Genomic DNA, 12,574 nt, shown 5'->3' with positions numbered 1-12,574 from the left:
CGCGAACGCTCGAACGGTAGTTGGGCGATCAGATTGCGCGTGCGGCGGCACTGAGGTGCTCGTCGGCTCCGGTAATGCGGTCCCACGCCATGCGGATTGCCGCCCGCTCGACCCGATCGGCGAGCGGGTCGAGCGGGCTCAATGCGAGCTCGGTTTTCATGGCGCGCTTGGCCGAAGCGAATTGCATGTCGGCGGTCGGGTCCGCGGGCCGCAATTCGATGACCGCGACAGCCACGCAGCGGCCGTCAGCGGGGTCGATGAGGTCGTAGCTTTGGTGCTCGTCGGTGATCTGGTTGGTGATGGGTTCATAGCCGGTACGGGTCGCATAGTCGGCGAGGCTGGTTGCCGCGTCGTCGCGATCTGGGTGGATGCTCAGGGTTAGACCCAAGCGATGATGTTCGATCGCAAGCTGATACATGGCGTGATCCGGCAGAACTACTCGGCGGGTACGACGGTGACGGTGGCGATGTCGAGCCCGTCATCTTCGAGAACGTTGCGAACGCGTGCTGCGAGATCGAGTCGCTCGTAGTCGGTCGTGTCCGCGTAGTCGGCTGCGGGGATGGTGATGGTGATGTCCATGGTGTCTCCGGGATGGTTAGAGGGCTGCGAGGGTTGGGTGTGGCCGGTTGGCCAGGGTTTTGATCCGGTCGGGCCGAAAGCCGGCCCAGTGCTGTTCTGCGGCGATGACGATTGGCACCTGCTGGTAGCCGAGTCCTTGGACGAGCTCGAGGGCCCGCTCGTCTTGGGTGAGATCGACCAGGATGTAGGGCAAGCCGTGCTTGTCGAATTCGCGTTTGGTGGCGATGCATTGCACGCATGCGGGTTTGGTGTAGATGGTTGTGGGCTTGGTATTCATCGGTGGTTCCTTTTCGGGTGGTGTGCCGGAGGATTGGGGGCACAGGGGTTGAAGACGGGCGGTTGGTGCGGGCCGGTTAGAGGGGTGTCATGGCTGCTCCTTGCGCGGGTTGCAGTGGGGGCATGTGGGCGGGTTGTGCATGCCTGCTTCGAGCAGGCGGTGGTGGCACAGTTCGCCGACCAGCGCGGCGATTTGAGCGACGACTGTGTCGGTGAGCAGGTCGGGCGTGAACGTGTGCGCGTCGCGGGCCAGGCGGACGAGGCCTTCGAGTTCGGTGATGGTCATCCCCGGGTTGGGGATTGGTGGTCGAGTCATTGAGGATGCCTTCGCGGGTCTATGCGGCCTGGGTGGGGATCGGTTGGCCGGTGAGGCTTTCCACGACGACTCCGACGAGATCGCGGGCCGCCGGTGGGGTGACGGCGTTGCCGGCCAGGCGTACCTGGATGCGCCGGTTGCCGACCAGCTGGTAATCCTGCGGAAAGTCCATGGCGGCGGCGATTTCGCGGGGTTCGAGCATGCGGAACAACACGTCGTAGATGTCGATGGTGGGCCGCTCGGCGTCCAGCAGTGATTGGTGCCCGGTGGTGGTCACGGTGCGTGCGTATTCGGTGACCGGGGTGGTCATTTCCGCGCCGCCGTTGTTGTTGCGCATCAGCAGGGCGTGGCGTTCCACAGCGGTTACCGTCGACAGCGGTTCGCGGGTGGAGTGTGTCGAGCCGTTGCCGTAGTAGGCGGTTACCAGGCCGTGGTGGTTTCCAGAGGCTGTGACGGTGGCCAGGGGTTCACTGGCGAGGCGGGCATCGCTGCTGCCGCCGCGCAGCTCGGCGATGAAGGGGGGAGCCGATACCAGGACGTGGTTGGCTCCGTCTGCCACGACGGTGGGCAAGGGCTCGGCGCAGGGATCGGTGTGGCGGATGCGGTCACGGAACTGGGTCAGGAAGGGGGGCAATGCCAGAGCGTCGTTTTCGCGGGTGGTGCGAGTCGGTGCGGGTTGGTCGACGCTGACTGCCTCGGTGCGCCACGTGCCGCCGGTGGGAACTAACAGGCCGGTCTCGTTGCGGGTGGTCATGGTGCGGGCGGGCTGATCGACCGGGACGGCGCTCTTGCCGGGGCGGCCCTCGACCGGGACCAAAAGCGGCTGCCAATAGCGTTGGATCCCGGCCGCTATGCGTGCCATGGTTTTGGCGGCCAGCGGGCGGTCACGGTCACCGATGCGCGTGCCGCGCAGCGACCAGTCGATGATTTCGGCGGCGGGCCGAAACAGCGGTTCGATGATCTGGTTGCGGCACGCGACGTTTGGGCAGCGGTACACGTATTGGGAGCGGTACTTGCCCCACGGGCGGCGGTCGAGTTTCTTCCACGACTGCACTGCCCGCACGGGTCCGCAGCTCGGGCAGATCGCGGCGGGGGACACAACGCGGGACACGTTCGGGCGGGGGGCTCCGGCGCGGGTGAAGACCACATAGATGCGGTCGCGTGATTGCGGTGCGCCCGAGCCGTAGAGCTGGGCGTGCATGGAGTTCAGGTAGACGATCTGGCCGACGTAGCCGATGGATTCCATTGCCAGCATCCAGGATTGAAAGGGCGGCCAGAAGTAGACGTCGACGACGTTTTCGACGATGACGGCTAGGTACTGGTGGTATTCGGCGAAGCGAACGACGTCCCACATGGTTGCCCGTGAGCGCTCGGCGGCCGCATCGGGCAGGGTTTCGCCGAACAGGTCGGGCTGGGCGTCTTGGCGGCGTTTGCCTTGGGCGACGGAGTGTTTGGTGCAGCTTGGTGAGGCCCACAGCAGGTCGGTGCGCGGAAAGTATCGAGGGTCGATCTGGGAGATGTCTGCGCAGATGTGGTCGGCATCGGGGTGGTTGAGGCTGTGGGTTTCAATGGCTTTGTCCCAGTGGTTGCTTGCCGTCCTGACGGTGATGTCGGGGATAGCGATCGCGCCGGTGCTTGAGCCACCGGCTCCGCAGAACAGATCTGTCAAGGTGAGGGTCATCGCGGGTTCCTTTCCATGTTGTCTATAGTCTACAGGCAATGTAGCTTATAGACAACATTTTGAAGGAGGGAATCTGCACTGTGTTTGAGCTAGATAGGTTGGCCACCAGCAGAATTCACTGTCATCGAGGCACAACCGCCCGGCGTTGCAGCGCGCCGGTGCGCCGCCGATGGTCAGAGCGGTGGTGGGTCAAAGAGGGTGAGTTGGCCGGCGTCGACACCGAGGGCCTTGCGCAGCACCGCGGTCTCCCACGCTTGGATGCGACGCAGGTTGTCCAGGTGGGCCTGGTCTTCTGCGGCGGTGGGGTGGTAGCGGCGGCACGGCCGGCTGTGTGGATTGGGGCTGTGGTCTTTCCAGGGGCAGTGACACCAGCCCTCGGTGCGCATGGTCTCGGCGCTGCGGGCAGCGCGGCACTCGACGAGCTCGTTGCGAACGTCGGCGGGCAGGCCCGTGCCGTAGCGGTTGATCTGGGCTGCTGACACCACGACGCGGGGTTCACCGCGCCACGGGCTCACAACTTTTCTTGCGCGGGTCTGCCAGCCGCACAGCCATTCCGGGCCGCCCCGCGGCGGTGTGCCGCCGGTGCTCCCCGACATGGACTGCATCAGGTGGTCGGTGCCGGCGGGGGACAGTAGCGCGTCGACGATGGCCCACCCGCCGATGTGCAGCAGCAGCCACCGCTGAACGACCGTGAGGGCGCTCATCGCCGGGCCTCGCCGGTGAATATCCGTACCGGTCGGCGGCCGCGAGCCATGAACTGGTCGGGGAAGGTGCAGAACGCTTCGCCGAACACGCCGCGTTGGTTGCGGGCGCGCCCGATGTTGTCGGCGATCCAGTAGCCGAAAAAGTATCGGCGGCCCGAGACGTCAGGTCCGTTGTCGTGGAACACGATCAGGATTTCCTCGGGGTCTTGGAAGTCCTCGATGGTGGGGACCGGCCAGGCGCTCATTGACAATCTCCTTTGCTCCGAATTCGTACAGATGTTGCCTATAGTCTACATACTCTGTAGACTATAGGCAACGTCCCGAATGGGGAGCTGATTCAATGAATGCTTCTGCTGCAACACCTTTGACGCTGCCGGGCACGGGACAACGCGGGCGTACTGCGCCGCGAGTGGTTCTGTCTTACGGCATGGGCCTGGATTCGACAGCATTGCTGCTGCGGTGGATCACCGAACCAGCGTCGCGTGATTTCGACCTCGCGGACTTGGCTGTGTGCACCGCCATGACTGGCAACGAGTTCGCCTCGACCGGCCAGGACGTGCAGGCAGTCATTCTGCCGCTGCTGCGCCGCGAGGGAATTCGGTTCATTCAGGTCGCGCGCTCACAACGCAAGACCACGACCTCCGGTGACGGCGTAGTGGTCCTCGACGATTCGACATGCCCGCAGCGCCTGCACTTTTCTGGGGCCTACACTTTAGGCGAGGAACTGCTGGCGGCCGGAACATTGCCGCAGCTCGGCGGAATCCGGGCCTGCTCAATTCATTCCAAAGGAAATTGCTTGGATCCGGTCATCGCCCGAATCACACAGGGCCAGCCGTATCGGCACGCCATCGGTTTCGAGGCCGACGAACATAGCCGGGCCGCAAAAGATGCGCTGTATAACACGCACGTTCGGACCGGCTGGTACCCGCTTGTGGACTGGGGGTGGGATCGTGCCCGATGCCGGGAATTTGTGACCGCGTTGTTGGGCAGGCCATGGGAGAAATCGGCTTGCACCTTTTGTGTGTTCACGATGGCAACCGAGTCCGGCCGCGCCGCGTTGGTGAAGCGATACGGGCGTGAACCGCAGGCAGGGGCCAACGCGCTGTTCCTGGAAAGGGTTGCCCAGTCACTGAATAGCCGCCAAACCCTGATTGCGGGCAGCAGCGCTGCCGAACTCGTGGCGGGGGCGGGCCTCACCGAGGTGCAAAGGCTGTTCGCCGCCATGCTCGAGCGCGCCACCTACGCCGTGTACGAGGTGCGTCGCATCACCCGGCGGACCAGCCAATCGCGCAAGCCTCTGATCGCACGGTCGGTGACGACGGTGGCCCGCGGTTCCCGCCAGGCGATGGCCGACTACCTCGCGACACTTCCAGGCCGACGCGAGATCGGCCGCGATGGCATCGCCCGCCACATTCTGCGCGAGCGGTCGAGCACCCCACCGAGCCTGGAACACTTCTTTGTTGAGGCACCGGCCGGTGTGGAAAACAAGTCTCGGCCTGGTTTCGACGCCTGGTGGCGGGAGGCGACCAGTGACGCACTGTTCTGACCACTATCCCGCAGTAGGCGCTGTAGCCTATAGGCAACTACACGGATGGATGCGGGGAGGGGCGGCGATGACCGTAGTCGAGGTCGATGAAGCCGCAATCCTGTCTCGCGTCGGCGCCAACATCGCTGCTCGCCGTGCCAAAGCGCGGTTAACACAAACGGAGTTGGCGGCCAAGGCCGGCATCGACCGTGCGTTCCTCAGCGGCGTGGAGACCGGCAAGCGCAACTTGTCGGTGGTCGCACTCGCGCGGTTGGCGGCGGCGCTGAATGCCTCGGTTACCGACCTGGTGCGGCACATCTGAGGTCGGCGCGAGTGCGGGCCGAGTGCATACACGACCGGCCGGATAGCAGAGTCCGAATATCGAACATATGATCGGCAAGCGTGATCAGCTGGCTGCGCCGCACGAGGCGCGGATACGAGGAACCGCCGCCGCCAAAAACGTGTCCGAACGGCCATCCCCTGCGCGGCCCATACCTCGCTCTCGTCGGCAGCCAGCAATGCAGTACCTGCGGAGTTCATCGTTCCTTCCACTGCACAACCTGCGATGCCGTGGTTTTCCGGCCGGCTGCAGGTCCGGACTGCTCGTTCGTCAACTTCGACGGCCGCCCGGCCGGCCACCCGGACGACTAACACTAACCGGCGCTACTTGTGAAAGTGCCGATCGTTGTCGGGGCGCCGCTGCATAACGACGTCACGCTAAGCGGATGCGGCGAAGTCGCATGGCCTATCGGTGCGGTACCCCAGAACCCCCGTCATCCGTCGGGTCCATGAGATCGGCCGGCTGGCGGCAAAGGGCAGTTGTTTTCCTGCAGCGGAAATACGAATGGCTCAACCCACGCGATCACCCGGCGCCGCCTGCGAAGCGGGATTGATCAAGAGTACCCGCCCGGCAGAGTAGGTACCGAGGACAAGGACCTCCGAGCGCACGGAACCTATTTGGCGCGGCGGAAAGTTCACGACGCCAAGGACCATTCGATTGAGCAGTTCGTCGCGAGCGTAGTTCGTAATCTGTGCTGAGGACCGCTTGAGCCCGATCTCGGGCCCGAAATCGATACGCAGCTTCCATGCGGGACGCCGCGCTTCTGGGAAGTCGTCGACTTCAATCACCCGGCCCACTCTGATATCCACCGCCGCGAACTGCTCAAAGGCCACAGTCTCCACGGCCAGACAGTATCGCTACCGCGTCTCGAAACGAGCCCGCTGGGGCCATTCAGAAACGTTACTGAGGTCGCGGATAGCTAGTGTTGTAGTCCATGCCCGATCGCACTGTTGGCCTCAACACTGCCGCGCAGCACGCAAAAGCATTCCTCGACAATCTCGACGGGCGGCCGGTGGGCGCCCGGGTTGACGCGGCCCAAGTGCGCGAGGCGCTGGGCGGGCCGGTGCCAGAACGCGGCGAGGACCCGAGGACGGTCATCGATGCGCTGGTCGTCGGCGCCGACCCTGGTCTGGTTGCCAGTGCCGGGCCCCGCTACTTCGGTTTCGTAACCGGCGGCGCCCTACCCGCGGCGCTGGCCGCGGACTGGCTGGTCTCGGCATGGGATCAGTGCGCGGACTTTCATTCGCACTCACCGGCGGCCGCGGCCATCGAAGAGGTCGCCTCGGCGTGGACGCTGGACCTGCTCGGTCTGCCAGCCACCGCCAGCGTCGGCTTCGTCACCGGTGGCCAAGGCGCCAACACCACCTGTTTGGCCGCCGCGCGCCACGCGGTACTGGCCCGGGCCGGCTGGGACGTCGAAACCGACGGACTCACCGGCGCGCCGCCGGTACGCATCCTGTGTGGCGAGCAGGCACATGTCACCATATTCACCGCACTGCGCCTACTCGGATTCGGCGCGCCCATTTCGGTCGCTGTCGACGACCAAGGCCGGATGAAACCCGAAGCGTTGCGTGACGTATTGGCCGACGGCGGCGGGCCAGCGATCGTCTGCGCCCAGGCCGGCAACGCGGCAACCGGCGCCTTCGACGCGTTCGAGCCGATCGCCGACGCCTGCACCACCCATAACGCCTGGCTGCATATCGACGGCGCGTTCGGCCTGTGGGCTGCCGCAGCAGCGGCCACCCGACACCTGACCCGCGGTATCGAGCGTGCGGACTCCTGGGCCGTCGACGCCCACAAGTGGCTCAACGTGCCCTACGACGCGGGGATGGCCATTGTCGCCGACCCTGAAACGCACGTGGCCGCAATGCGGCTCGCGGCGCCCTACCTGGTGGCCGATCCCGGTCAGCGCGACGGCACCGACTACGTGCCCGAGTGCTCGCGTCGGGCCCGTGCGGTGCCCGTCTATGCGGCTATCCGGTCGCTGGGCCGTGCCGGTATCGCGGAGTTGATCGAACGTAACTGCGCCCAAGCCCGACGTATGGCCGAGCGCCTGGCCGCGATTCCCGGCGCAACCGTGCTCAATGACGTCGTACTGAGCCTGGTGCTCCTCCGGTTGCCCGGCGGAGATGACGCCAACCGGGCCGCAGTTACCGCCATCCAGCGCGACGGAACCTGCTGGGTATGGGGCACTACCTGGCACGGCCAGTACGTACTGCGTGTACCGTTTTGCAACTGGGCGACCACAAACGACGACGTGGACCGCTCGGCTGAGGCGATAACGGCTGCTGCACAAGCGCTTACGGCACACTGAAGCCGGGCCATCCACTGACACCACGCTTACCGCACTATGGTTGGTTAGGTGTAGCTAACGACCGGCGTGGGGTTTGTCTCGGTTGGTCCGATCAACGCGGGGGCGGTGGAAAAGCAGTGGAAGAAGAAGCACACCGCCTGCCAGGCTAGGCGCATGGCATTCGGGGACTACCAGTCCGAGATCTACCTGCAGGGGATGGCTGGGATGGTGCCGACGCTGCCGATGGCCTACGCCGATTTGGAGGCCAAGGCGTCTGCGGTGATGCCGCCGCAGGTGTGGTCCTTTGTCGCCGGTGGAGCCGGTGATGAACGCACTCAACGAGCCAACGTCGCCGCGTTCGAGCGCTGGGGACTGATTCCACGGATGCTGGCCGGAGCCCACGAACGTGACCTGTCGGTAGACATGTTCGGGATGAAATTGCCGGCGCCGGTGTTGATGGCGCCCATCGGCGTCCTCGGCATCTGCGCCCAGGACGGCCACGGCGATCTGGCCGCCGCCCGCGCCGCCGCCATCACCGGAGTGCCGATGGTGGTGTCCACGTTCACCGCCGATCCGCTGGAGGACGTGGCAACCGGATTCGGTGCTACGCCAGGGTTTTTCCAGCTATACGTCCCCAAGGATCGGGAGCTGGCTGCCAGCTTGGTGAAGCGCACTGAGGTTGCTGGGTATCAAGCTATCGTCGTCGCTCTGGACCAGCCGGTCACCGGATGGCGTCCACGCGACCTAGCTACGGCGTACTCTCCACCGCTGCGCGGAGATGGCCTTGCCAACTACACCAGCGACCCGGTGTTCCGGGCCGGCCTGGCCCAGCCGCCCGAGCAGGATCGCCAAGCTGCCATGCTGCACTGGTTGCAAATCTGGAGTAACCCGCTGAGCTGGGACGACCTGCCATGGTTGCGCTCGCTGACTAACCTGCCGCTGATCGTCAAGGGCATCTGTCACCCCGACGATGCGAGGCGCGCGAAAGACAGTGGTGTGGACGGCATTTACTGCTCCAACCATGGCGGCCGCCACGCCAACGGCGGCCTGCCCGCCCTGGACTGCCTGTCGGCGGTCGTGCAGGCCGCGGACGGGCTGCCGGTGCTGTTCGACTCCGGCATCCGCAGCGGTGCCGACATCATCAAAGCTCTTGCGCTTGGTGCGACCGCGGTGGGCATCGGCCGACCGTATATCTACGGGTTGGCGCTAGGCGGGGTCGACGGCATCGTGCACGTGCTGCGCTCGCTGCTGGCTGAAGCCGACCTGATCATGGCCGTCGACGGCTATCCCAGCCTGGGCGACCTCACCCCCGATGCACTACGGCGCATCGAGTAACACAAGCCCGGTCAATCTGCCACCTGGTACGGACTCAAACCAAGCCGCTGCAAACACATCCACGACCGCCGCAGGCGACGACCTGCTGAGCAGTGAAACCACAACTGGCAGTCCGAGGCCGGACCGCGATCAATCGTCACGGCAGGACACGGGGCTCGCCGCGTCGGGCGTGTGAATGACAATTCGCCACGGCCCGGTATATCGCATCGAGAATCGACGTACCCTGACGTACCGCTTCGCGGCGCCCAATTCCGGTATCCAGCGCCGGCAGCGCCTCCGAGAAACGGGTGACGCGTTGTGCGAGTCGGCGATGATCGTCGGGGTCACAACATGGTTCGGCTGCGGCGAGAGATTTGGCGAGGTCGTCTCTCAAGTGCTCCAGCATCATGCTGGGAAGCTACGGGCAGTGCGGCGAATGCTCAACTCACCCCGACCGTTGGGGCCTTTGCGATTAGACACTCTGGCAGGGTGCACAAGGTTGGAAACTATTCCGCCGTTTGCGTCACTGTGACGAAACATGCTGGGATGCAGACAGTTACAGGGTATCGGCAGAATGAGTACCTTCGCTAAGACTACCGGCGATACACGTCGGCGCGGTGGTCGACGCGCAGGATCCACACGACTAGCTGGTCGTCGTCGATGCGGTACAGCAGCCGGTACGGGCCGCGGCGGGCGCTGTAGTTGCCGGCAAGTTCGCGGCGCAGCGGCTTGCCGACGCGCCGCGGTTCTCGGGATAGGTCGCCGAAGGCGAACTCGATGACCGCCGAGAGCACACGGGGCGGCAGGCCGTTGAGGTCGCGCCGCGCGGTGGCGGTGAAGCGCACGGTGTATGACACGACTTGGCTAGTCGGTGTCAGTGGGGCCGGCGGGGGACGCCGAACTGGGCGCGGATCTCGTCTTCGCCGTAGGTGCGTCCGGCCGCGACGTCGCCTTCGGCCTGGGCGATCGACTCGCCGATGTTGGGCTGGGAGAGCCAGTAGAGCGTTTCCTGCAGCGATTCCCACTCGTCGGCGCCGACCAGCACCGCGGCCGGCGCGCCATTTTTCGTGATGGTGATCTGGTCTTGTGTCGATGCCACCGCATCGACGTACTCGCTGAGCTTGTCTTTGATCTTGGAGATCGACAGTATCCGCATACAGGTAGTGTAGCCGAAATATGGGCCGATAGCAGGCCGGAATAATAGCCGATAAACTATCTATGGTCAACTAAAGGGCGACAATGACTGCGCGCCATGTGGCCAGCGCGCCAAGACTCGGTCAACCCACAAGCGCACCGGTGCTCAGTGCGACACCTCAATGAGAAAACGCATGCTGATGTGGTGGATCAAATGAGAAAGCGCCAGATTGACATCGAGCACCTAGCGGCAGGCGCCAAATAGATGCAGACGCACGCGGTTTCGATCCGCCGACGTGTCTGACACCACCATTCGATACGTCACTGTGACGGTTCTGGCCGACCCGGCGTGCACTGCGTGCCAGCATCTCCGTGCATTTCATGGATAATCTACATTATCCATCACTTAAGTCTCCGTTTTCATCTGATGAATCAATTGATTCCCGTTCGTAGCCCGGTGCCCCCTACGCTGTAGCGGTAGACGTCGAGGTTGTAATGGCGGTTCTGCCAGTACATTTCGCGTGGGTCGACGGCCGGAACGGCGAATCGCCCTTGTTATCGAGGTAGTAGGTATTGGAACCCGCGCAGGTCGGGGTGAACAGGAAGTTCTTCTCCCGGCGTTTCAAGCATTTCTGGAAGTACTCGTCGTGGGCTTCCTGACGGATCTCGCACACGGTCGCTCGGCGGCGCTTCGCCTCGGCAATGGCGCGACTCAGGTGCGCCGATGTCGCCTCAATCATCCACAGATAGGGAGCCGAGCACAAATCCGTATGGTCCGGTGATCCCGAAGGCATTCGGAAAACCCGGCACCGAAACCCCTTGGTAGGACTGGCATCCCGCTCATCCCGATCTCGGTCGCGATAGTGCCCATCAACCGGATCACCGATCTGATGTGTCGCTGGCCCATGATCCATCGTCCGGCCGAATTCATCTCCATGTCGAGCTTGGGAAACGCCCAGATCGGCGTTCGCTGGAAGACCGTGAGATGCTCCACTCATCAACAATCGCCGGCACCACCTGCAGCGATGTCGCGCCGGTGCCGATGATCGCGACGCGCTTGCCGGCGAGCTCGACGTCGTGATCCCACAACGCGGTGTGCATCAGCGTGCCGCCGAAGTCGTCGAGACCCGGAATGTCCGGCATCTTCGGGCGCTCCAGTCCGCCCACCGCCAGCACGACGAATCGGGCCGTGATCTGCTGGCCGCCGTCGGTGCTCAACCGCCATAGGCTGTTGAATTCGTCGAATCTGGCCAACGTGATAGTCGTGTTCAGCCGCAACTTCTCCCGCAGGCCGTATTTGTCCACCATATCGTTGGCGTGTCGCGAAGCTCCTCCCCCGGCGCGAAGACCCGCGACCAGTCACCACGCTGCTCGTAGGAGAAGCTGTAGATGAACGTCGGAATATCCACCGCCACACCAGGGTAGGTGTTGGCATGCCAGGTGCCCCCGACCTGGCCCCATTTGTCGACGAAAATAAAGTCGTGAATCCCTCGCCGCTGCAAGGCGATACCGGCCCCCGATGCCCCGAAGCCCGCGCCGATGATGACGACCTCATGGTCGGGAGTCACGCGCTCAGCCGTCGGTGCCTGCTCGATGTCGACGGCGATAACTCAATTCAGATCCTCCGTTTACTTGAGGTGACCGACGAGGGCGCCCTCGGTACGGAACAGCTCCTGTCGCCACTGCTGCACCAGCCAGTCGGTGTCGATGTCGTCGGGATGAAAACCCGCCCGCATGTATTTGCGCAGATCTGCCATCAGGCCCTTGACCAGCGGACTGCAGAACAGCGCCCAGGTTTGGCGGGCCACCGTGATCGGACGCCATCCCCACGGGTCGGTCGCGATGGACAACAGCACCCCGATCGTCACCACCGGGATGGTGAGGGCATACATCACCGCCATCACCCGGATGCGGAGCCACTCCGGCCCACCGACCGCCCGGTAGACATCGAATGCCACCGACTTGTGCTCCAACTCCTCCACGGCATGCCAATTGAACAGGTTCCGCACCTCGGGATCCTCTGGGATCGCCTGGATCTCCGCACTGGACAGCACCCGCGCTGATACCCGAGATCCCGGCTCCCACCACCACAACATCAAAAAATTCGGACAATGACTTTCAACTTTCTGATAGATGATGGCTTCCGAGTCGATTATATTATTTCAGGTAACCGACGAGAGTTCCTTCCGAGCCGAACAATTCCTCTTGCCATCGCTCAAGTAATGCGCCGGTGTCGATGTCATCGGGATGAAATCCCGGCCGCAGGTACACCCGAAGCTCAGGAATCAGACCCCGGATCAGCGGGCCGCGGTACAGCCGGTAGGTTTCACGCACCAGTCGCAGCGGCTGACGACGCGCTTCAGGGTCTTTCGACACCGAGTACGCCAACACGCCGGTCAGCAGTAGCAGGAG

The 12,574-nt window shown here is 64.0% G+C and carries 15 protein-coding genes and 2 pseudogenes; 4 read left to right on the top strand and 13 right to left on the bottom strand.

Going from position 1 to position 12,574, the window contains the following annotated elements:
* Positions 1-28: 28 nt before the first annotated feature.
* The 7 genes from MFM001_RS21310 to MFM001_RS21285 all read right to left on the bottom strand — a co-directional run bounded on the left by MFM001_RS21310 (position 29) and on the right by MFM001_RS21285 (position 3,801).
* Complete coding sequence (locus MFM001_RS21310; protein WP_142760715.1) at positions 29-388, bottom strand: hypothetical protein; 360 nt, start codon at positions 386-388, stop codon at positions 29-31.
* Between the two features lie 47 nt (positions 389-435).
* Entirely contained in the window at positions 436-579 is a 144-nt protein-coding gene (locus tag MFM001_RS24515; RefSeq protein WP_160118029.1) for a hypothetical protein, read from the bottom strand.
* Between the two features lie 16 nt (positions 580-595).
* Positions 596-856: a glutaredoxin-like protein NrdH gene (gene nrdH, locus MFM001_RS21305; protein ID WP_116377264.1), complete on the bottom strand. Its 261-nt coding sequence runs from the start codon at positions 854-856 to the stop codon at positions 596-598.
* Positions 857-943: 87 nt separating this feature from the next.
* Entirely contained in the window at positions 944-1,171 is a 228-nt protein-coding gene (locus MFM001_RS21300; protein ID WP_142760714.1) for a hypothetical protein, read from the bottom strand.
* A gap of 19 nt (positions 1,172-1,190) precedes the next feature.
* Positions 1,191-2,852 (bottom strand): DNA cytosine methyltransferase, encoded by a 1,662-nt coding sequence (locus MFM001_RS21295; protein WP_116377262.1) that lies wholly within the window; start codon positions 2,850-2,852, stop codon positions 1,191-1,193.
* Between the two features lie 173 nt (positions 2,853-3,025).
* Positions 3,026-3,556, bottom strand: a complete 531-nt coding sequence (locus MFM001_RS21290; protein WP_116377261.1) for a hypothetical protein — start codon at positions 3,554-3,556, stop codon at positions 3,026-3,028.
* Positions 3,553-3,801 (bottom strand): hypothetical protein, encoded by a 249-nt coding sequence (locus MFM001_RS21285; RefSeq protein WP_116377260.1) that lies wholly within the window; start codon positions 3,799-3,801, stop codon positions 3,553-3,555. Before MFM001_RS21285 ends, MFM001_RS21290 begins: the two co-directional genes overlap by 4 nt.
* Before the next feature lie 182 nt (positions 3,802-3,983).
* On the opposite strand from MFM001_RS21285, the gene MFM001_RS21280 reads away from it, so the two are divergent.
* On the top strand, positions 3,984-5,102 hold the full coding sequence (locus tag MFM001_RS21280) for a hypothetical protein (protein WP_116377259.1): 1,119 nt from the start codon (positions 3,984-3,986) through the stop codon (positions 5,100-5,102).
* 67 nt (positions 5,103-5,169) lie between these two features.
* Complete coding sequence (locus MFM001_RS21275; protein WP_192887016.1) at positions 5,170-5,403, top strand: helix-turn-helix domain-containing protein; 234 nt, start codon at positions 5,170-5,172, stop codon at positions 5,401-5,403.
* Positions 5,404-5,930: 527 nt separating this feature from the next.
* On the opposite strand, the gene MFM001_RS21270 is transcribed toward MFM001_RS21275, so the two are convergent.
* Entirely contained in the window at positions 5,931-6,263 is a 333-nt protein-coding gene (locus MFM001_RS21270) for a tRNA-binding protein (RefSeq protein WP_116377257.1), read from the bottom strand.
* A 92-nt stretch (positions 6,264-6,355) separates the two neighbouring features.
* Between MFM001_RS21270 and MFM001_RS21265 the strand changes: the two genes are divergently transcribed.
* A complete protein-coding gene (locus MFM001_RS21265; RefSeq protein ID WP_116377256.1) occupies positions 6,356-7,735 on the top strand; it encodes a pyridoxal-dependent decarboxylase in 1,380 nt (459 codons plus the stop codon).
* Positions 7,736-7,888: 153 nt separating this feature from the next.
* A complete protein-coding gene (locus tag MFM001_RS21260) occupies positions 7,889-9,049 on the top strand; it encodes an alpha-hydroxy-acid oxidizing protein (protein WP_116377255.1) in 1,161 nt (386 codons plus the stop codon).
* Positions 9,050-9,621: 572 nt separating this feature from the next.
* On the opposite strand, the gene MFM001_RS21255 is transcribed toward MFM001_RS21260, so the two are convergent.
* The 5 genes and pseudogenes from MFM001_RS21255 to MFM001_RS21235 all read right to left on the bottom strand — a co-directional run.
* A complete protein-coding gene (locus tag MFM001_RS21255) occupies positions 9,622-9,885 on the bottom strand; it encodes a type II toxin-antitoxin system RelE/ParE family toxin (protein ID WP_116377254.1) in 264 nt (87 codons plus the stop codon).
* 17 nt (positions 9,886-9,902) lie between these two features.
* Positions 9,903-10,184, bottom strand: coding sequence for a type II toxin-antitoxin system Phd/YefM family antitoxin (locus MFM001_RS21250; RefSeq protein ID WP_116377253.1), 282 nt, complete (start codon positions 10,182-10,184; stop codon positions 9,903-9,905).
* A 410-nt stretch (positions 10,185-10,594) separates the two neighbouring features.
* Positions 10,595-11,769, bottom strand: a pseudogene (locus tag MFM001_RS21245) (flavin-containing monooxygenase).
* A 21-nt stretch (positions 11,770-11,790) separates the two neighbouring features.
* The gene (locus MFM001_RS21240) at positions 11,791-12,216 is read right to left on the bottom strand and encodes a metal-dependent hydrolase (RefSeq protein ID WP_238159322.1); all 426 of its coding nucleotides are present in this window, start codon (positions 12,214-12,216) and stop codon (positions 11,791-11,793) included.
* 103 nt (positions 12,217-12,319) lie between these two features.
* Positions 12,320-12,574: pseudogene (locus tag MFM001_RS21235) on the bottom strand (metal-dependent hydrolase); the annotation flags it as partial.

Source organism: Mycobacterium sp. MFM001, assembly GCF_003402475.1.
In the GTDB taxonomy this organism is placed as follows: domain Bacteria; phylum Actinomycetota; class Actinomycetes; order Mycobacteriales; family Mycobacteriaceae; genus Mycobacterium.
The sequence above is the reverse complement of the archived record's forward strand: the minus strand, read 5'-3'. Positions and strand labels throughout refer to the sequence as shown.

Bases quoted from the DNA above. Each gene is read 5' to 3' on its own strand.
- MFM001_RS24515 (WP_160118029.1), bottom strand. From the start codon at position 579: ATGGACATCACCATCACCATCCCCGCAGCCGACTACGCGGACACGACC.
- MFM001_RS21285 (WP_116377260.1), bottom strand. From the start codon at position 3,801: ATGAGCGCCTGGCCGGTCCCCACCATCGAGGACTTCCAAGACCCCGAG.
- MFM001_RS21295 (WP_116377262.1), bottom strand. From the start codon at position 2,852: ATGACCCTCACCTTGACAGATCTGTTCTGCGGAGCCGGTGGCTCAAGC.
- MFM001_RS21260 (WP_116377255.1), top strand. From the start codon at position 7,889: ATGGCATTCGGGGACTACCAGTCCGAGATCTACCTGCAGGGGATGGCT.
- MFM001_RS21300 (WP_142760714.1), bottom strand. From the start codon at position 1,171: ATGACTCGACCACCAATCCCCAACCCGGGGATGACCATCACCGAACTC.
- MFM001_RS21280 (WP_116377259.1), top strand. From the start codon at position 3,984: ATGGGCCTGGATTCGACAGCATTGCTGCTGCGGTGGATCACCGAACCA.
- MFM001_RS21265 (WP_116377256.1), top strand. From the start codon at position 6,356: ATGCCCGATCGCACTGTTGGCCTCAACACTGCCGCGCAGCACGCAAAA.
- MFM001_RS21275 (WP_192887016.1), top strand. From the start codon at position 5,170: ATGACCGTAGTCGAGGTCGATGAAGCCGCAATCCTGTCTCGCGTCGGC.
- MFM001_RS21250 (WP_116377253.1), bottom strand. From the start codon at position 10,184: ATGCGGATACTGTCGATCTCCAAGATCAAAGACAAGCTCAGCGAGTAC.
- nrdH (WP_116377264.1), bottom strand. From the start codon at position 856: ATGAATACCAAGCCCACAACCATCTACACCAAACCCGCATGCGTGCAA.
- MFM001_RS21290 (WP_116377261.1), bottom strand. From the start codon at position 3,556: ATGAGCGCCCTCACGGTCGTTCAGCGGTGGCTGCTGCTGCACATCGGC.